This is a genomic window from Arcicella sp. GW822-FHT02H01 (assembly GCF_058802005.1).
In genome coordinates this window covers 3,658,451-3,677,247 of the sequence record NZ_JBXANT010000001.1, presented here as the reverse complement: position 1 = coordinate 3,677,247, position 18,797 = coordinate 3,658,451, and the positions used below count along the sequence as shown (strand labels likewise).

General features: G+C 36.6%; 17 protein-coding genes and 1 riboswitch. Of the genes, 13 read left to right on the top strand and 4 right to left on the bottom strand.

What is annotated here, in order from left to right:
- Window positions 1-133 precede the first annotated feature (133 nt).
- A complete protein-coding gene (locus AC1RNE_RS15350) occupies window positions 134-1,642 on the bottom strand; it encodes an amidohydrolase family protein (protein WP_492803657.1) in 1,509 nt (502 codons plus the stop codon).
- Between the two features lie 243 nt (window positions 1,643-1,885).
- Here AC1RNE_RS15350 and AC1RNE_RS15345 point away from each other — a divergent pair, with 243 nt between their 5' ends.
- Entirely contained in the window at window positions 1,886-2,863 is a 978-nt protein-coding gene (locus AC1RNE_RS15345) for a hypothetical protein (RefSeq protein WP_492801973.1), read from the top strand.
- Between the two features lie 129 nt (window positions 2,864-2,992).
- Here AC1RNE_RS15345 and AC1RNE_RS15340 read toward each other — a convergent pair whose 3' ends face one another.
- Together AC1RNE_RS15340 and dnaG are read right to left on the bottom strand one after the other, a co-directional pair.
- A complete protein-coding gene (locus AC1RNE_RS15340) occupies window positions 2,993-3,496 on the bottom strand; it encodes a SixA phosphatase family protein (RefSeq protein WP_492801972.1) in 504 nt (167 codons plus the stop codon).
- A 16-nt stretch (window positions 3,497-3,512) separates the two neighbouring features.
- Window positions 3,513-5,609: a DNA primase gene (dnaG, locus tag AC1RNE_RS15335; protein ID WP_492803655.1), complete on the bottom strand. Its 2,097-nt coding sequence runs from the start codon at window positions 5,607-5,609 to the stop codon at window positions 3,513-3,515.
- Between the two features lie 98 nt (window positions 5,610-5,707).
- Here dnaG and AC1RNE_RS15330 point away from each other — a divergent pair, with 98 nt between their 5' ends.
- From AC1RNE_RS15330 to AC1RNE_RS15320, 3 genes are all read left to right on the top strand, one after another.
- On the top strand, window positions 5,708-6,880 hold the full coding sequence (locus AC1RNE_RS15330; RefSeq protein ID WP_492801971.1) for an aminotransferase class V-fold PLP-dependent enzyme: 1,173 nt from the start codon (window positions 5,708-5,710) through the stop codon (window positions 6,878-6,880).
- Window positions 6,881-7,334: 454 nt separating this feature from the next.
- Window positions 7,335-7,463: riboswitch (SAM riboswitch) on the top strand.
- 112 nt (window positions 7,464-7,575) lie between these two features.
- Entirely contained in the window at window positions 7,576-7,833 is a 258-nt protein-coding gene (locus AC1RNE_RS15325; RefSeq protein WP_492801969.1) for a hypothetical protein, read from the top strand.
- A 17-nt stretch (window positions 7,834-7,850) separates the two neighbouring features.
- On the top strand, window positions 7,851-8,963 hold the full coding sequence (locus AC1RNE_RS15320; protein WP_492801967.1) for a homoserine O-acetyltransferase family protein: 1,113 nt from the start codon (window positions 7,851-7,853) through the stop codon (window positions 8,961-8,963).
- 111 nt (window positions 8,964-9,074) lie between these two features.
- Here AC1RNE_RS15320 and AC1RNE_RS15315 read toward each other — a convergent pair whose 3' ends face one another.
- Window positions 9,075-9,731, bottom strand: a complete 657-nt coding sequence (locus tag AC1RNE_RS15315) for a phosphatase PAP2 family protein (RefSeq protein WP_492801965.1) — start codon at window positions 9,729-9,731, stop codon at window positions 9,075-9,077.
- Between the two features lie 115 nt (window positions 9,732-9,846).
- On the opposite strand from AC1RNE_RS15315, the gene AC1RNE_RS15310 reads away from it, so the two are divergent.
- The 9 genes from AC1RNE_RS15310 (at window position 9,847) to AC1RNE_RS15270 (ending at window position 18,747) form a co-directional block, all read left to right on the top strand.
- Window positions 9,847-10,476, top strand: a complete 630-nt coding sequence (locus tag AC1RNE_RS15310; RefSeq protein ID WP_492801963.1) for a YceD family protein — start codon at window positions 9,847-9,849, stop codon at window positions 10,474-10,476.
- Between the two features lie 71 nt (window positions 10,477-10,547).
- Window positions 10,548-10,742, top strand: a complete 195-nt coding sequence (gene rpmF / locus AC1RNE_RS15305) for a 50S ribosomal protein L32 (protein WP_184129002.1) — start codon at window positions 10,548-10,550, stop codon at window positions 10,740-10,742.
- Between the two features lie 173 nt (window positions 10,743-10,915).
- Window positions 10,916-11,854: a phosphate acyltransferase PlsX gene (gene plsX, locus AC1RNE_RS15300; protein ID WP_309912726.1), complete on the top strand. Its 939-nt coding sequence runs from the start codon at window positions 10,916-10,918 to the stop codon at window positions 11,852-11,854.
- Between the two features lie 85 nt (window positions 11,855-11,939).
- The gene (locus AC1RNE_RS15295) at window positions 11,940-12,929 is read left to right on the top strand and encodes a beta-ketoacyl-ACP synthase III (protein ID WP_492801960.1); all 990 of its coding nucleotides are present in this window, start codon (window positions 11,940-11,942) and stop codon (window positions 12,927-12,929) included.
- Window positions 12,930-13,115: 186 nt separating this feature from the next.
- Window positions 13,116-13,679 (top strand): elongation factor P, encoded by a 564-nt coding sequence (efp, locus tag AC1RNE_RS15290; RefSeq protein WP_492801958.1) that lies wholly within the window; start codon window positions 13,116-13,118, stop codon window positions 13,677-13,679.
- A 19-nt stretch (window positions 13,680-13,698) separates the two neighbouring features.
- Window positions 13,699-14,178 (top strand): acetyl-CoA carboxylase biotin carboxyl carrier protein, encoded by a 480-nt coding sequence (gene accB / locus AC1RNE_RS15285; RefSeq protein WP_492801956.1) that lies wholly within the window; start codon window positions 13,699-13,701, stop codon window positions 14,176-14,178.
- 78 nt (window positions 14,179-14,256) lie between these two features.
- Complete coding sequence (gene accC / locus AC1RNE_RS15280; protein ID WP_323251025.1) at window positions 14,257-15,600, top strand: acetyl-CoA carboxylase biotin carboxylase subunit; 1,344 nt, start codon at window positions 14,257-14,259, stop codon at window positions 15,598-15,600.
- Between the two features lie 163 nt (window positions 15,601-15,763).
- The gene (locus tag AC1RNE_RS15275; RefSeq protein ID WP_492801954.1) at window positions 15,764-18,274 is read left to right on the top strand and encodes a TonB-dependent receptor plug domain-containing protein; all 2,511 of its coding nucleotides are present in this window, start codon (window positions 15,764-15,766) and stop codon (window positions 18,272-18,274) included.
- 113 nt (window positions 18,275-18,387) lie between these two features.
- Window positions 18,388-18,747, top strand: a complete 360-nt coding sequence (locus tag AC1RNE_RS15270; protein WP_323251021.1) for a hypothetical protein — start codon at window positions 18,388-18,390, stop codon at window positions 18,745-18,747.
- Window positions 18,748-18,797: the final 50 nt, after the last annotated feature.

Sequence of the window (18,797 nt, the reverse complement as noted above, 5' to 3'; positions counted from 1 at the left end):
TATCACTAGCGATGGACTTAAGTCCATCGCTAGTGATAAGACTTGAATATCAGAGACTTACAAACATATAAATAATCATTTATGACTTAAATTACCCATTAATAGTAAGAATTAGAATTTAACAATCTTATCTCTACTCCTTACTCCCCTGTACCTTTGCTCCTGTTTTCTTCTCTAATCCTGGTTGAAAAATCTCAAAGTTTTCTTTCTTTTTAGCATCAGCTACAATCTTGCGGACATCTTCCAACAGTTTTTTAGCATCATAAATTACACCATCTTTAATGGTATATTTTACACCTCCTACTCTAATTACCTCATTTTTATCAGTCAACCTAATAGCCCCTGTTCCGTAAAGATTCTTTAGGTTTTTTAGTGGATTTTCTTCTAAAATTACCATATCTGCTAATTTACCGACCTCAATACTCCCTATTTTATCAGCCATCCCCAATGCCTCTGCACCTTTTAAACTTGCTGCCCTAATTACCTCTAAAGGGTGAAAACCTGCTTCACGCAAAAGCTCTAACTCACGGATGTAGGCAAAGCCATATAGTTGAAATATATAACCAGAATCAGACCCAGCCGTTACTCTCCCTCCTCTGTTTTTATATTCATTGATAAATGCCATCCAAAGTTTATAGTTTTCTTTCCACTGCACTTCTTGCTCTGTACCCCATTCTTGCCAGTATGAACCATGCGAAATACGTGAAGGCTGATAGAAACGCCATAATTGAGGCATCGTATATTCTTCGTGCCATTCGGCTCTGCGTGCTAACATCAATTCACGATTGGCTTCATAGATATTAAAAGTAGGGTCAATAGTAAAGTCTAGTTTGAGCAACTCGTCCATTACTTCATTCCAACGCTTCGAACCCGGCTTGGCAGCTTGTTTCCAAAGCTTTCCTGCTTCTTCAAAACGATTTTGTTCGTTACTATAATTATAATCTGCAGGATAATCTTGGATAGTCTGGCTTTCAAAAAGTGCCTCAGGCAAACCATACCAGTGTTCCATAGAAGTCAGCCCTGCTCTGGCTGAATTCAAAACATTCCAACGTGCTACGTCTACTTGTGCATGGTGATACGCCGAACGTAAGCCTAATTCTTTATTTCTTTTTATCGCTACTTCTATTACTTCTGGTCTTGCTCCGAAAAACTTTATACCGTCAGCACCTTTTTTAGCATTTTCTTCTACCCAAGTTTTGGCTTGTTCTGCGGTTGAAATCGTTTCCTTAGCTCCCATTCCAAAAGCTGTATATGCCAAAATTCTAGGTGCAGTAATTTCATTTTTTAAAGATTTTGCTTTTTGGTCTAAAACCCAGTCTAAACCATTCCCAGCCGAAGGGTCGCGGATGGTAGTAATACCGTGTCCCAACCATAATTTATATACATATTCAGCAGGTGTCCCTTGCGATTTCCCACCTATATGCCCGTGCATATCTACAAAACCAGGCAACATATACATGCCCGTACAATCTAATTCTTTATCGCCCTCTTTTAACTGTGGGCGACTTTTGGGGTCTATCGGAACACCTGGGTAGCCAACTACTCTGATTTCAACAATTTTATTTTTTTCGACGACTATATCACAAGGGCCTTGCATCGGAGAACCTGTACCATTGATAAGGTTTACACCACGGATAATCATCCGATTGTATTGACCTTCGCCTTCTGCCCTCGGTGGTGCTTTTTCTATTTGGGAATAAGCTTGAAAAGCAGTTAATATTAAAACCGAGAAGGCAATAAAGTACTGTAAATATTTTTTCATTTTAATTAATAATTGAAGAATGTTGAATGAAATAGTAAGAAGTAATTATTCATTTTCCAAGATACGGAATTTATCTAAAATGTGTAAATTGAAGCTCATTCCAATCATCGAAATTCCTATTTTATGAATCACTTCATCAGAAATAACTTTTTAGCCATCTGTGTTACCTTAGCAGTTGTATATGCTTTTGCCAAAGGTGCTACTATTTACCAACAAGAGCCTAAAAAACCCGACGTTACTTGCCTTTCAATGCCTACGGCTTCTGATAAATTTTTTGCAGACTATTGGTATAAAAACAAAGCTGAAATCAATAGTTATGCTTTGCAAAAAGATAATAATGGACAAAGCTCTTTGGGAGAAGCCATGATGATTTTTGTGACAGAAAATTTTAGAACTGATAAACAAGTAAAACTAGCGTCGGATAGTAAATCAGAGGCTACCAGTGTGCTGAAAGTAAATATTACAGAAAAATTCCTGACAGGTATTAATGATTATAGTGTGATGACTTCTGTTTTTTCAGGCGTTGATACAAAAGCTTTTCCCCATGCCTTGAAAGTAGCGACTTCAATACAAGATTGGAATGGAATGGCTTATATGCAATTGAACCATAAAAACAGGGCTTATCAAATAGAAGGGAAAAGTTATGCTGAAAAAGAAGTACAAGAAGATTTTGAATTAAAAAGAGCTTGGCTGGAAGATGAAATTTGGAATACAATCCGCCTTTCGCCTGAAACTTTACCTGATGGTGATATTGAGATGATTCCAAGTTTAAGTTATTCACAATTAACCCATCAATTACCAACAGTATTGTCGGCCAAAGCTGCATTGAAAGATTATGTAGGAACAGATTTTACAGAGAAAAAGCTAAAGGTTTTCTCTATCAATTACCCAGAAAAAAATCGTTCTATAGAAATTATTTTTCAAGAAGCTTTTCCACATAAAATTATGGGTTGGACGGAAAGTAACGTCAACAAAGGAAAAAATTGGACAACTAAAGCCGTTTTGAAGAAAACGCTTCTCAGCGATTATTGGACAAAATATAGTCCAAAAGATGTAGCATTAAGAGATAGTTTATCTTTGAAATATGGGTTAAGTAAATGAGTAATAGTGTTCAAGTATAAAAACGATTACTCCAATTCTTACTATTAGCTGGCGACTTAAGTCGCCAGCTAATAGTAAGAATTATATAGCACGAGGAACTTATCGTATTATTTACAGCTTCTTCAACTATTATATATTATACCCCAAAATACTCTCAGGCGAATCATAGAATATCAAATCTCCTGATTTTTTGCCTACTTCTGCCCAAGTCAAATTTTCAATCTTCATCCCTACAACTGCACAAGTAGGCATTGAGCCAATATCAGCATGGGTAAGGTATTCTGCGAAATAACTGATACTTGGGTTATGTCCAACTAATATTACAGCGTTTATATTTTCAGGAATAGCATTTACTGCATCTAAATAGTGTTTGGGCGAGCTTTCATACAAATCACTTAACACATGTACTTTTTCATCAGCAATACCCAATTGTTCCGAAAGTACTTTAGCCGTCATTTGTGTACGCTCGGCATTAGAAGTAATGATTAAATCAATAGGATTGATTTTAGGCAATAAATTTCTGCCCATTCTAGCCGCATCAATCATACCACTTGATGTTAGTGGACGGATTAAATCAGGGCTAACTGACTCTGATGCTTTGGCATGGCGAACCAAATATAATGTCTTTGTCATTGTCTTTGTTTTGTTTCTATCTTCCAACTACGGTTCCTAATTCTTTGGATATTTGCTTTTCAATTTCTTTGGCTTTCATAAATAAACCCAATAAATGAGTCTGCTCATCGGCATCAGAAGTTTTGGCAAGCTGTTGCATCAAGTCTTTCATTTGTTGGTCATTGAAAGCCTTTTTTAATCGTAAAATATTCTGATAAGCCAAATCTGCTAGCTTATCGTCTTCAGTAGGAACAATAATTTCATATTTCAACCAAGCCTCAGAAGCTGAATAACGTTCAGTAACAAGGTTAATAGCTTCTTGCTGAATAATTGGGTTGCTGTGACTAATAAAAAACTTAGTATCTAATACTACTCCCTGCGTAAATCTTTCTCGGCACATTGTCAGAATATCGTGGTAGATAGGCGTACCAAAATTCATTCCATCAATCTCTGATAAAATATACTGCATCAATGTAACGCCTGGCGCAACCCCTGGGTCTACTTCCTTAATGCCATGACTAATCAGCAAGCGTACACATTCTTTTTCTTGCAAAGCGATACCAGTAAGCACCTTTGGGGAACTAACGGGAATATTAGGCTGTATATTTTGTACATTTGTTGTACGATTATTCGGTGTAAAATCTGTTGGAAAACCCGAAAACTCGTCTTCTTCTGAAAAGCTTGGTAAATCATCAAAATTTACATTTGGTTCAGGTTTGCTAAGGGTTACACCTGACGGTAAATCGTTTTGTAATCGCTGACGATTGGCATCTCTTTGGTTATCCTTTTCTCTTTGCTTGCTTCTTTCTAAAGATATCTTATTGCTTTCAGCAATCAAAATCCCTTCATCAATCTGCATCAAACTAGCAGTTTTCTGAAAAAATACCGACCTTTTAATAGAATCAGGTATTTTAGAAATACTAGCTACCATATCTTTTATCAACTCAGCTCTTTTGAAAGGGTCACTTCCAGCTTCTTTGAGTGATAATTCTGCTTTAAAAGTAATAAAATCGCTAGCGGTTTTTTGGATATAATCAACAAAAGCATCCGAACCTATTTTCTGAACATAGCTATCGGGGTCTTCGCCTTCTGGAAAAACAACCAACTTTACGTTAAGTCCTTCTTCCAAAATCATGTCCATTCCTCGCAACGACGCCTTAATACCAGCGGGGTCACCGTCGTACAAAACAGTAATGTTCTGCGAAAAACGAGCAATCAAACGAATCTGTTCTATCGTCAAAGACGTTCCAGATGATGCCACAACGTTTTCGATACCCGCTTGGTGCAAAGAAATAACATCCGTATAACCTTCTACCAAATAACAAACGTCTTTGGTACGGATAGCATTTTTGGCTTGGTAAATTCCGTAAAGTACATTCGATTTATGATAAACCTCTGTCTCAGGCGAATTTAAATACTTTGCTTGTGTTTTATCGTTTTTCAGGATTCTTGCACCAAAAGCAATTACTTTTCCCGAAACATTATGGATTGGAAAGGTTACTCTATTTCTAAAACGATCAAAGGTTTTCTGATTTTGCTGAACATTTTCATGCTCATTGCTCTTCAAAATCGTCAAGCCAGCCTTTACTAAAATATCTACATTATAGCCATTCTTCAAGGCTTCTTTCGTAAAAGCAGCCCAATTATCAAGGCTATAACCCAATTCAAACGTACGAATGGTTTTATCAGAAAACCCTCTTTCTTTAAAATATGGATAGGCTATATTTTTCCCTTCTTCATGCTGAAAAAGATTCTCTTGATAATAATTTTTAGCATAATTCAGGGCAATGAGTAAACTTTCACGTTCATTTTGTGCTAGTTGTTGTTCGTCTGTAAGGTGCGTTTCTTGGATTTCAATGCCATACTTTTTGGCTAAATGCCGCAAAGCTTCTCCATAGCCCAGTCCTTCAATATCCATGATAAAACGGATAGCATCCCCAGCTTTTCCACAACCAAAACACTTATAAATACCCTTAGCAGGCGATACTGAAAACGACGGTGATTTTTCTCCATGAAATGGACAACAAGCCCAAAGGTTTGCTCCTTTCTTCTTCAAAGAAACATAATCGCCTATTACATCGGCAATATCAGCACTTTGTCGGATTCGTTCTATGGTTGATTCATCTATACGCATACTCAAAATTACACCTTTTTGTGTTGTACAAATCATTTATAGCTTAAAATCGTCAAGAATATGTATTTTTGAAAACCTTTCAATATAACATCAACAAAATGAGTTTATCCTGTCAAAAACATCTTTTTAGCCTTGAAGAAGGTATTCATTATATCAATTGTGCCACCATGGCACCCAATCTTAAATCAGTAGAAGAAGCTGGCATTCAAGGAATTTTGCGAAAAACGCAACCTCAAAACATTACTTCACAAAGTTTTTTTGAAACGACTGAACCCGTTAAAAATGCTTATGCTAAATTAATTAATTGTCCAGACCCTGAACGCATTGTATTATTGCCTTCATCGTCCTACGGCATGGCAATCGTAGCTAAAAACTTGTATAGAAAACCCAATATAAGAGCAGGGCAAGAAATTGTGATGGTCAGCGAAGAATTCCCTTCCGACGTATATGCGTGGGAAGAGGTTTGTATCAATTTGGGTTTAAAAATGAGGGTAGTTCATCCACCAGCATCCTTAGAAAATAGGGGTAAAATATGGAATGAAAAATTGTTGGAAGCCATCACTAGCAACACTTGTTTAGTAGTAGTATCGCCTACTCATTGGGCTGATGGCACTTCTTTTAATACCGAAATCATTGGTCAACGTTGCCGTTCGGTAGGTGCATTGTTGGTATTGGATGGCACACAGTCTATCGGAGCGATGCCTTTTGATGTACAAAAAGTGCAACCCGATGCCATCATCAATCCCGGATATAAATGGCTTTTAGGCCCTTATTCAGCAGGAGTAGCCTATTTCGGAGCTTTTTTTGATGAAGGCAATCCCTTAGAACGTAATTGGATAAATCGGGTAGGTTCTGAAGATTTTAAAAATTTGATTAATTATCAAACTCAGTATAGAGCCAAAGCAGATAGATACAACATGGGCGAAAGAAGCAATTTTATCTTAAATCCTATGCTTACTGCGGCGATAGAACAAATCAATGCTTGGGGAGTGAATGCTATCAATAATTATTGTGATGAATTGCTGAAAGAACCTTTAGAAATTTTACAAGCACATGGCTATTGGGTAGAAGAAAAACCTTATAGAAGTAGCCATCTAGTAGGCATTAGGATTCCTGAGCATGTCGATTACCAAAAAATTCAAGCTGCCTTGCAAGAACGCAAAGTTTTTGTTTCGTTCCGAGGGCAATCTATCAGGCTTGCCCCACATCTTTATAATGACATGAACGATGTTGATGCATTAATGGATGGTTTGTCGAAAGGTATTCAGTAATGTTAAGTTATTATTTTTGACCTTTAAGTAAGATAATTATCAACATCCATTTCTATTAGTCGGTGACTTAAAGTGATTACCAACATCTTTTAAAAAAGTTGAAATGAAGATGTAATTATTGATAAAATTGGTTCAAATAGGCTTAAATCGCCTTTCAAACCGAGCTTTGGTCGTCTCTTGTCATAGCCTGACTACGTTAAATTCTTATCCCTAGCGAGGGACTTAAGTCCCTCACTAGGGATAAGAATTTAACTATCAAGCACTTATAGATATATGGGTAATCATTAGGACTTAAGTCGCCGGCTAATAGAAAGGATGTACAACCTATTTTTTCACCCTGTAAAGAAGATTCTTTGGGGAGAAAGCCTAAAAAATTTGCTTTTTCAAGCTTTCACGATTTACTTTGCATCATCAAGTCAATTTTCCTCTGAGGTTTCGACCTCCACAGGTAATTGATTTATAAAGAAGAAGGGAGAGAATAGGCTCTATGAACTTCTGGCAACCTACCGCTCGTAAAGGCAAGGTGCTAATTCCTACCTAGAAATTGTATAGTCGTTTGACTATTTTTTAGGAAATATAAACCAATTACGAAGTACTCTCCCAGTCATTTTTCCATGCTGTAAAGTATTCGTCAGGTTTACGATTTATTTTCGTTTATCGTCATGATTTTGTCGTGACCAAATTTGTCAGCTATTATGTCAAAATTTATTAAAATCACAACGGGCAATTACCTCATTGTTCATGGCTTCGACGCCAACAATAAGGAAATCATCGAAGAAGTAACCGTGGCTCAGAAAATGGTAAAGGTGGTAGCTATCAACCGCATACAGTCTATTTCTGAAAAATATATTTTGGTGACGGGCTCGCATGGACGATTGATGTACTGGGAATATGAAGAAAGTTTCGACGAGTTACAAAAGCAATTATCTTATCATTCGCTTTTGATTGCTTAAATAAAGGTTTCACTCAAATGAGTATTGGTGCTCAAGTCTTTTATACATTGAATAATCTTTTTAAATATAATCAAGCCTTTGAACTAGAGGCAGGAGGTATTTTACCAGAAGTAACATTAGCTTATCAATCATTAGGTAAGATAAACGCTGATTGCTCTAATGTAATTTGGGTTTGTCATGCCTTTACGGGTAGTCATGATGTAGAAGATTGGTGGCAAGGGTTAGTAGGCAGAGGTAAGCTATTCGACCCTGATAAACATTTTATCATTTGTGTAAATGTATTAGGGTCACATTATGGCAGTACTGGCCCTCTTTCTATCAATCCAGCTACTGGCGAACCTTATTTCCATACCTTCCCTTTTATTACTATCCGCGATATTGTCAATTCTTTTGATTTACTTCGCGAGCATCTTGGAATTACTCGAATCAAAACGTGTATTGGCGGTTCTTTGGGTGGTCAACAATGTGTAGAATGGGCTATTTCTCAGCCTAATTTGATTGAAAACCTGATTTTGATTGCTACCAATGCGCAACATTCACCGTGGGGAATTGCCTTTAACGAATCGCAAAGGATGTCGATTGAAGTAGACCCGACTTGGAAAGAAAGTCACCCACAAGCAGGTATCGAAGGCATGAAAGCTGCCAGAGCTACCGCCTTGATTTCGTATAGAAATTATGAAACCTATGGCGTAACACAAGCCCGTAAAGATGAGTCTTTGGGCAAAGTGCATCGTGCGATGAGCTACCAACGTTATCAAGGAGAAAAACTAGCTCAGCGGTTTAATGCTTTTTCATATTATGTACTTTCGCAGGTGATGGATTCGCAGGATGTGGGTCGTGGTAGAGGCGGAGCTATTCAGGCATTATCGCAGATTAAGGCTAAAACATTGGTAATGGGTATAAAGTCTGACGCCCTTTTCCCAATTAATGAACAAGCCTTTTTGGCAAAACATATCCCTGGAGCTACTTTCCAAGCCTTAGATTCTCTATATGGTCACGATGGTTTTTTGATAGAAAGTCAATTAATTACTAAAGCTATTAAACTATGGCAGAAGTTTGTTAAACTAGATGTTAACCCGATGTATGACTTCTTTAAGAAATTGGAAAGGAAGAATTTGATAGAACAATAGCTAGTAGCTGTAAGCTTTGAGCAATGAGTTTTGAGCTGTCTTTTACTACGATTTAAATGCCCCAATCACTAAATCACTCATTCGCTAAATCACTAAATTCCTCCTAAGAAATCAGGATTTCTTAGGAGGAATCAGTCTTCTTCTATGCCAGTCTTTGGGATTATTCTCAAGCATTTTATTAACCAATATATACACTACCATACTACTAACTGTTCCTACGACAGAGCCCGCCAAAACATCTTCAGGAAAATGTTGGAAAAGATAACATCTTGAATAACCTGCCAAACAAGCCAGTAATAAAAAGAGTACAGACCACTTTTTATTGATAAGAAAGATAGTAAGCAATGTAAAAACTGCAAAGGCAGTAGTGGTATGCCCAGAAGGAAAACTGAGATGGATATTAATTTTTACTCCATCAACAAAATACCATTTTATATGCTTATCTGCAAAAAAAGCCATGGGACGGAGATTATCAAAACTAAGTTTTAATAAAAATGAAACTAGAGAGCTTAAACCCAGAGAAGCCGTAAGTATCAGTGCTTTATCATAACTAATAAATAAATAACTTAGGATTATAGCCACAAAAAACCATCCTTCACCCAATTGTGTAGCCATTACAAAAAAGGAGTCTGCCCACAAAGCATTATATCGGTTAATCAATACCATTTGGTCAAATTTGTTGGTACTAAGCACCCATACAAGCCCTATAAGCCATACAACGATATACAAGCCAAAATATAAAGGATTGTTTTTTATAATCTGTTTCATGGAACAAAGGTCGTTATCCAAAAGATATTTGGCAATAAGTACTTGTAATATTTTGTTCAATACTTGTCATTGTAAAAAATAGTCCCTAATTTTGCAGTCTTTTCGATGAAACCAAGTGAATAAGAGCGTATTAAATACATTTAAGATTGACATCTTCCGCCTTGAAAACAAGCATTATGTGCATGAATTTGAGGGAGGTGATGACTTTTTTGTGGCATTAGAGCAAGATTTAATCGAAAAAGGGAATTTTAAAGCAACCGTTACTTTAGATAAATCGGAAGTAATGATTCAATTATTATATCATATTGTAGGTTCTGTAGAACTCACTTGTGACCGTAGCTTGGATACTTTTGATTTCCCTATTGATATTACTCAGAAAATGATTTTAAAGTTTTCTGACCACACTGAGGAGATTACAGATGAGTTGATGTTGATTGATAGAAATACACAGTATATCAACGTAGCTCAAGATATTTATGAATTCATTGGCTTGCAGATTCCAATGAAAAAGCTTCATCCCCGTTTTCAAGTTGAAGAACAAACATTTTTATCAAGTTTGGATGATGATGATTTAGACGAAGACTTTGAAGATTCAATTTGGGAAGATGATGACGAAGGAGAAATTGTTTATTCTACTTCAACAGGAGATTCAGATGATGATGACGACGATGAAGAAAAAACAAACGAAGATGAACCTGAAATAGACCCACGCTGGGCTATTTTAAAGAAATTGAATAATAATTAATAATTTAGCCACCATACTGGCAAATTACGTTTTTAGATAAATAAAGAATAACATAATAAAGAAATAAGCAAATGGCACATCCTAAACGCAGACACTCGACAACTCGTAGAGATAAAAGACGTTCACACGATTTTGGAACTCCAAAAACAATCACTACAGATCCAACAACTGGAGAAATTCACTTACGTCACCGTGCTCACGTATTTGAAGGAAATTTATTTTACAAAGGTAAAATGGTTGTAGAAGGTTATGCTGTTCAAGCATAATTAATTGATTTTGGCAATTGTCTATCTCTTAATGTGCTGAATATCAACATTCAAACGAAGAATTGACAAAAAACTATCAGTTTTCAAAACTATTTTCAAACAAAAACGCTGTTTCACACTTCATAAAATGTTATTTTTGTCATTCCGTTAGTGAATAACCAAATAATAATTGAATGAAGATAGGGATTGATGCAATGGGTGGAGATTTCGCCCCAAAAGCTATCGTTGAAGGAATAGTATTGGCAGCTCAAGAATTACCTGCTGGTGTAACCATCGTTTTGATTGGTCAGACGGCAGCAATTCAGCAGATAATTGATAACCAAAATTTTACGGGTTCTAACATTGAAATTGTGGAAGCAAATGAAACAATAGAAATGGGTGAACATCCTGTAAGAGCATTACAGTCTAAACCCAATTCCAGTATCGGAGTTGGGTTTAAACTTTTAAAGACAGGAGCAATTGATGTCTTTGCTTCTGCGGGCAACACAGGGGCAATGATGGTAGGTTCGTTGTTTTCTATCAAAACAATAGAAGGCATTCAACGCCCTCCTATTGCTGGTTTTGCACCACAGATAGACGGCAATTTGGCCGTAATTCTTGATATTGGTGCCAATGCTGATGTAAAACCTGAAATGTTAGCACAGTTTGGTCTTTTAGGTTCTATTTATGCTAAAGCAACGATGGGGATTGAATCGCCCAGAGTAGCTTTGATGAACATCGGTGAAGAACCCGAAAAAGGTTCGGTTATCGTTCAGCAAGCCTATAAGTTACTCCAAGAAGAAAGAAAAATAAACTTCATTGGTAACATTGAAGGCAAAGACTTTTTCAAGGCAAAAGCCGATGTTATTGTAACAGATGGTTTTACAGGTAATATTCTCTTGAAAATGGGAGAATCTCTATACGGAATTTTGTCTGAAAGAGGAATTAAAGACGACTTCATAGACCAAACAAATTATGAAGCCGTTGGGGGTAGCCCGATTATTGGCGTAAACGGAAACGTTGTTATAGCACATGGTTCTTCGTCGGCACTTGCCACCAAAAACATGGTTCATCTTTGTCATCGCATCGTTGAATCTAAGCTAACTGAAAAAATAAAAAAAGCGTTTGCTTAAAGTAATAAGAATGAGCGAATAAAGATTTTGGATAATCTACGTTGATTTTCAAATATTTTATTATTCGAGCATTTCCCATATAACCATGACCAAAATCACTGCAGCAATTACCGGAGTACAAGGTTATGTACCCGAAGATATATTGACCAACGCTGACCTTGCAAAATTTGTTGATACCACTGATGAATGGATAGTAAGCCGAACGGGCATTAAAACACGTCATATTCTACGTGGAGAAGGAAAAGGTACATCTGTAATGGCAATAGAGGCAGTTAAGGGTTTATTAGCCAAAACAAACACTAAGCCAGAGGAAATCGATTTATTAATTTGTGCTACTATCTCTCCTGATCATTTTTTCCCAGCTACTGCTAATATTATTTGTGAGGCAGTAGGCATACCTCATGTTGGTTCTTATGACCTAGCAGCTGCTTGTTCTGGCTTTTTAAACGCCCTTGTTACGGGTGCTATGTTTATTGAAGCGGGCAGATATAAGAAAGTAGTAGTAGTGGGTGCAGATAAGATGTCTTCCATTGTTGATTATACTGACAGAACTACCTGTGTACTATTTGGCGATGGCGCTGGTGCTGTTTTATTAGAAGCTAATACAGAGGGCTTGGGTATTCAAGATTTCATATTGAAATCTGATGGTTCAGGAGCTAACCACTTAATCCAAAAGGCTGGTGGAAGTGCTTATCCTCCTACTCACGAAACAATTGACCAACGTCAGCATTATATTCATCAAGAAGGTCCAGCTGTATTTAAATTTGCCGTCACTAGAATGGCTGATGTTTCAGCTGAAATTATGGAACGTAATCAGCTTACTGGTGAAGATGTAGCTTTCTTAGTGCCTCATCAAGCCAATAAAAGAATTATTGATGCTACGGCAAACCGTATGGGAATTGGACCAGACAAAGTAATGTTGACTATCCAAAAATATGGTAATACCACAGCCGCTACAATTCCTTTATGTTTGTGGGATTATGAATCTCAATTAAAAAAAGGAGATAATTTAGTATTAGCAGCATTCGGTGGAGGATTTACTTGGGGAAGTATCTATCTGAAATGGGCATATTAAGCCTAAATTGACCACTATGTACCTCGCAAAATTTCTAGTATTTATTTATTTTACTATTTATCAATAAAAGATTAATTTTGCAGATACTTTATTCATAGTAACAAAATTTATTTAAAATAATAATAGCGATATTGCTGAGATGATTACCAGTACTGATAATCATTATTTTAATATCAATTATAAAAAATGGCAAATACTGCAGACATCAAAAACGGTTTAGTAATTAAATTCAATAATGATTTATTTTCAATTATTGAATTCTTGCACGTGAAACCAGGTAAAGGACCTGCTTTTGTAAGAACAAAATTGAAATCATTGACTTCTGGAAAAGTTATTGATAATACCTTCAACTCAGGTGTAAATATCTACCCTGTTCGTGTTGAACGTAGAGTATTCCAATATCTTTATGCTGAAGAGTTTGGTTTTACTTTCATGGATAACATCACTTTCGAACAAATCACCCTTAATAAAGAAATGGTTGAAGCTGCCGACTTGATGAAAGAAGGCCAAGAAGTTGAGATTTTAATTAACGCCGAAACTGAATTGCCTATCTCTTGCGAAATGCCTCCATTTGTTGAGTTAACAGTAACTTATACTGAACCAGGTATCAAAGGAGACACAGCTAACTCGCCGAAAAAACCAGCTACAGTAGAAACTGGAGCAACTATTATCGTACCATTATTCATCCAAACAGACGAAAAAATTAAAGTTGATACTCGTACATACGAGTACGCTGAAAGAGTAAAGTAATCCCTATAACAGTCCTAACATGGAAAATAAAGAAATTCAGAAACTCCTTGATTTTATTGCACAATCAACCCTTGATGAAGTAAATATCGAAACTTCGGAGTTAAAATTATCTGTTAAACGTTATGGTGCAGCACCAGTAATTCAGCAAGTAGCAGCTCCACAAGTTGCGGCTGCTCCAGTGGCGGCTCCTGCAACATCAGCGGCGGCAGCTCCTGCGGCACCAGCTACTCCTGCGGCAGCTCCAGTAGTTCATGCCAATAGAGTTACTATCAAATCACCAATGATTGGAACGTTCTATCGTTCTTCTGGCCCAGATTCACCAGTTTTTGTTGAAATAGGCAAAGAAATCACAAAAGGTAAAACCGTTTGTATCATTGAAGCAATGAAATTATTCAACGAAATTGAATCTGAGATTTCAGGTAAAGTTGTTGAAATCTTGGTTGAAAATGCAACGCCAGTTGAATTTGACCAACCATTATTTGTTGTAGAACTGGCTTAATTTGAAGATAGAATAATTTGCTAAACCTTTAGTTATCAAATTATAAATTCTCAAGTTTTCAAATGCTCAAATTGAATCATGTTTAAAAAAATATTAATTGCCAACCGAGGTGAGATTGCTCTTCGCATCATCAGGACTTGTAAAGAAATGGGCATTAAAACGGTAGCTGTTTATTCAACTGCCGATCGTGAAAGCCTTCACGTAAAATTTGCTGATGAAGCCGTTTGTATAGGCCCACCACCAAGTCGTCAATCTTATTTAAATATTCCTGCTATTATTTCTGCTGCCGAAGTTACTGGTGCAGATGCGATACATCCAGGATATGGGTTTTTATCTGAAAATGCTGAATTTTCAAGAATTTGTGCTGAATATGGTATCAAATTTATTGGAGCTACCGCCGATCAAATCAATTCGATGGGTGATAAAGCAACAGCTAAAGACACTATGAAAAAATCAGGAGTTCCTGTAATTCCTGGTTCAGATGGATTGATTGATACGGTAGAAGAAGCAAAAGCTTTAGCGAAAGACATCAAATACCCTGTTATCATCAAAGCAACTGCTGGTGGTGGTGGCCGTGGTATGAGAATCATCCGCAAAGAAGAAGAATTTGATAAATTATGGACAGATGCTAAAACTGAATCAGCAGCAGCATTTGGGAACGATGGGCTTTACATGGAAAAATATGTAGAGGAACCACGCCACATTGAAATTCAAATTGTTGGAGACCAATTCGGTACAGTTTGTCACTTATCAGAACGTGACTGCTCTATCCAACGTCGTCACCAAAAATTGTGTGAAGAAACGCCTTCACCTGCCCTTTCGCCTGAGCTAAGAGCTAAAATGGGTGAAGCTGCCATCAAAGGTGCTTCGGCTATTGGTTACGAAGGAGCTGGTACAATCGAATTTTTACTTGACAAACACGGAGATTTTTATTTCATGGAAATGAATACACGTATCCAAGTAGAACACCCGATTACTGAAGAAGTTACTGATTTTGACTTAATCAAAGAACAAATAAAAGTAGCAGCGGGCGAACCTATTTCAGGGCAAAACTATTTCCCTAAATTGTTTGCTTTAGAATGCCGTATTAATGCTGAAGACCCTAAAAACGGCTTCCGTCCGTCTCCAGGGAAAATCACTAATCTTCACCTTCCAGGTGGTCGTGGTGTGAGAATCGACAGCCACGTGTATTCTGGCTATACTATTCCACCAAACTACGATTCAATGATTGCGAAAGTAATCGTATCGGGACAAACCCGTGAAGAAGTTTTGCTTCGTATGAAACGTGCTTTGCAAGAATTTGTGATTGAAGGAATTAAAACTACTATTCCATTCCATATTAAATTAATGGATGACGAACGTTTTAAATCTGGAAATTTCACCACTGCCTTCATGGACGGTTTCGACCTTACAACACTGTAGTGTTAAATATAAATAAAAAGATGGCCTCAATTTTAATTAATTGTGGTCATCTTTTTTTTGTACCTCATTAAACCCCACCTATCACAAAATAATTGTGTTTGTAAACACCAACTAAGATATTTGAATCGTTTAAAAGGTATTACAACAAAACCCACCTAAACGCATGAATCGCAAGCTATTTACTTTTCTATCTATCACACTCTTTATCACCTCTGCCTTTACTTTTATGGAAGATGGAGACGACTTTATTCAAAAATTAGTCGCCAAATTCGAGAAATTCCATCATGAAAACCCACAAGAAAAAGTTTATTTACACCTTGACAAGCCTTATTACTTAGCAGGTGAAACCATTTGGTTCAAGGGCTACTTGTTTGATGCTACTTATCATAGAATAGATTCTGTCAGCAGAGTGTTATATGTTGACTTAATAGATGAGTCAAAAGGCAAAATTATTGCACAGCGTACTTTAAAATCTGATGGTTCAACCTTTGGTGATATTCTTATTCCTGATTCTTTAGCAGAAGGAAGTTATCAAATCAGGGCTTATACTAATTATATGAGAAACTTCTCAGAAGAGTTTTTTTTCAGGCAAGAAATAAAAATTTGGGAAGGTGCTTCAAAAAACAAACTGACCGAAACCGCAGGAAACAAATTACAGGAAGTTGCTGATTTACAATTTTTTCCAGAAGGCGGAAATTTAGTGGTGGGTCTTCAAACGCGAGTAGGTTTCAAGGCTGTAAATATTGCAGGAAAAGGAGTAGAACACGAGGGGTTTGTACTAAGCAGTACTAAAGACACCGCTGCTGCCTTCAATTCTGAACATTTAGGAATGGGATATTTTAACTTTACGCCAGAAAATTTAGAAACCTATACCGCATACGTCAAGCAAAAAGATGGTACATTAAAGTCTTTTGTTTTACCTACAGCCTATCAACAAGGCTACACGATGGCGATAGATAATGTTTCTAACAAAGAAAAGATAAAAGTTTTTATCTCAAATAGTACCCCCACCCCTGTCGATAAAGCCAAGGATATTGTCATTATAGCACAACAAAGAGGACAAATCTGTTTTGTGGCGAAGGGTTCTGAAAAACTAAAATCTTTTGGCGTAAGCATTCCTAAGGAAAAAATTCCTGATGATGGTATTATACAAATTACGATGTTCGATGCAAAAGGCGAACCAAGATGCGAACGCCTTGTTTTTGTACAGCAAGACAAACAGATAAATTTAAAAGTTAGTACAGATAAGGCAATCTATAAAAACAGAGAAAAAGTAACGCTGAATTTGGAAGCTACAGATAAAACAGGAAAACCATTGAAAGGCGATTTTTCAGTGGCCGTAACTGATGCTGGACAAGTAATTCCTGATGCATTTCAGGGTAATTTATTAACATATTTATTGTTGAGTTCAGATGTTGCTGAGAAAAAAACAGGCGAATATTATTCAAGTATAAAAGGTAATATAGAACAGCCTGCTTATTATTTTGAATCTAACAATGAGAATGCCGCTAGACATTTAGATATATTGATGTTAACACAAGGCTGGAGGCGATTTATATGGAAGGATATTCTTGAAAATAAAAGACCTAATTTTCAGCATATCTTAGAAACGGGATTGAGTGTAACAGGAAAAGCATTACGTCCAAATGGCAAGCCTGCTAATAATGTAAGCTTGACATTGATGTTGAAAACGCAAAAAGAAAATCCTCAGATTTTAATGGGAAGTGCAGATTCTTTAGGAAACTATGCTTTTTATGGCATTGATTTTAATGATAGCACGCAAGTTTTTGTACAAGGCATGAAAGATAAAGGAAGTAAGAACCTTCAGGTATCTATAGACCCACAACAAAGTCCGCCTAAAGTACAGATTATAAGAACGCCTTTTAATCCTATTGAATTTGATGCCAAAGAACTTGCTGATTTCTTGAAAAAAGCGAAGGATGCTATTGAACTAGAGAAGAAATTTAAACTTGATAAAGTTCAGATGTTAGACGAAGTGGTAGTGAAAGCTAAAAAAGAAACGCCACAAGATTCTCGTAAAATTTATGGTAGGGCCAGTAATACCCTAAAAGTGGATAATATTTTATGTGCTGGTGCTACCAACGTGTTACAAATGCTACAAGGGAGAGTAGCAGGCGTACAAATTTCGCCTGATGGTAATGGAGGATATAGTGTAGTAATCAGAGGCATGGGCTCTATAAACGCAAGTAATGACCCACTTGTTGTTTTAGATGGGATGGCGACAACTATAGATGCTTTAACAGGTATTAATCCTTGTGATGTAGATGAAATTGATATTTTAAAAGGCGCAGATGCTGCTATTTTTGGATCAAGAGCTGGCAATGGAGTAATATCCGTTTTAACAAAAAGAGGGGGAGCAAACTATGATTATTCAAAAGACCCTGCATTAGGAGTTGCTCTTCAAAAGCGTTTTGGCTATCATGTAGCCCGCGAATTCTATGCGCCTAAATACGATGTAGATAAACCAGAAAATGTTCGTCCAGATTTTCGCTCTACACTCCATTGGGCTCCTAATGTTCAAACGGATTCAACAGGGAAAGCTACCTTAACTTACTGGAATACAGATGCAAAGACAAGTATCAACATTGTGGTAGAAGGAACAGCATTTAGCGGAGGCATTGGTATCGCTAAAAATACTTATCAAGTAAAGTAAGGATTAGCTCAAAAAATAAAAAAGCTACTTAACGTATTTCGTTGAGTAGCTTTTTTTATGATTCTCCTTTTCTGAAAGTTAGTCTTTGCCTACCTTTGCAAAAATTATTGATTATGCTTAGAATCATTATCCTAACGATTGTCTTGGGTTTGGTATTTTATTTTTCGCCACAAATAGGACTTTCCCAATATCTTCATTCTTATAAATGGATAATATTGGCTTTCTTTTTTGCGGTTTCTTACCTGAATCATCTGCTGGCTCAAATGGGGTTTGCTAACAATCGCGAGCACTTTGTGCAATTCTATTTAGGTGGTATTGTAACAAGGTTAATTCTAAGTCTGATTTTCGTTGGCGTAATTGCTTATATGGGTACAAAAGACATCTATATCTTTATTACCAATTTTTTTGTACTCTATTTATGTTACACAGGGTTTGAAATTTACGGATTGTATCGTAACTTGCGACACTTTTAGAGGTGAATCAATTAGTTTTATTTATAAAGTATTGATTATCACCAACCAAG

Bases quoted from the DNA above. Each gene is read 5' to 3' on its own strand.
- AC1RNE_RS15350 (WP_492803657.1), bottom strand. From the start codon at position 1,642: ATGATTATCCGTGGTGTAAACCTTATCAATGGTACAGGTTCTCCGATG.
- AC1RNE_RS15345 (WP_492801973.1), top strand. From the start codon at position 1,886: ATGAATCACTTCATCAGAAATAACTTTTTAGCCATCTGTGTTACCTTA.
- AC1RNE_RS15340 (WP_492801972.1), bottom strand. From the start codon at position 3,496: ATGACAAAGACATTATATTTGGTTCGCCATGCCAAAGCATCAGAGTCA.
- dnaG (WP_492803655.1), bottom strand. From the start codon at position 5,609: ATGCGTATAGATGAATCAACCATAGAACGAATCCGACAAAGTGCTGAT.
- AC1RNE_RS15330 (WP_492801971.1), top strand. From the start codon at position 5,708: ATGAGTTTATCCTGTCAAAAACATCTTTTTAGCCTTGAAGAAGGTATT.
- AC1RNE_RS15325 (WP_492801969.1), top strand. From the start codon at position 7,576: ATGTCAAAATTTATTAAAATCACAACGGGCAATTACCTCATTGTTCAT.
- AC1RNE_RS15320 (WP_492801967.1), top strand. From the start codon at position 7,851: ATGAGTATTGGTGCTCAAGTCTTTTATACATTGAATAATCTTTTTAAA.
- AC1RNE_RS15315 (WP_492801965.1), bottom strand. From the start codon at position 9,731: ATGAAACAGATTATAAAAAACAATCCTTTATATTTTGGCTTGTATATC.
- rpmF (WP_184129002.1), top strand. From the start codon at position 10,548: ATGGCACATCCTAAACGCAGACACTCGACAACTCGTAGAGATAAAAGA.
- plsX (WP_309912726.1), top strand. From the start codon at position 10,916: ATGAAGATAGGGATTGATGCAATGGGTGGAGATTTCGCCCCAAAAGCT.
- AC1RNE_RS15295 (WP_492801960.1), top strand. From the start codon at position 11,940: ATGACCAAAATCACTGCAGCAATTACCGGAGTACAAGGTTATGTACCC.
- efp (WP_492801958.1), top strand. From the start codon at position 13,116: ATGGCAAATACTGCAGACATCAAAAACGGTTTAGTAATTAAATTCAAT.
- accB (WP_492801956.1), top strand. From the start codon at position 13,699: ATGGAAAATAAAGAAATTCAGAAACTCCTTGATTTTATTGCACAATCA.
- accC (WP_323251025.1), top strand. From the start codon at position 14,257: ATGTTTAAAAAAATATTAATTGCCAACCGAGGTGAGATTGCTCTTCGC.
- AC1RNE_RS15275 (WP_492801954.1), top strand. From the start codon at position 15,764: ATGAATCGCAAGCTATTTACTTTTCTATCTATCACACTCTTTATCACC.
- AC1RNE_RS15270 (WP_323251021.1), top strand. From the start codon at position 18,388: ATGCTTAGAATCATTATCCTAACGATTGTCTTGGGTTTGGTATTTTAT.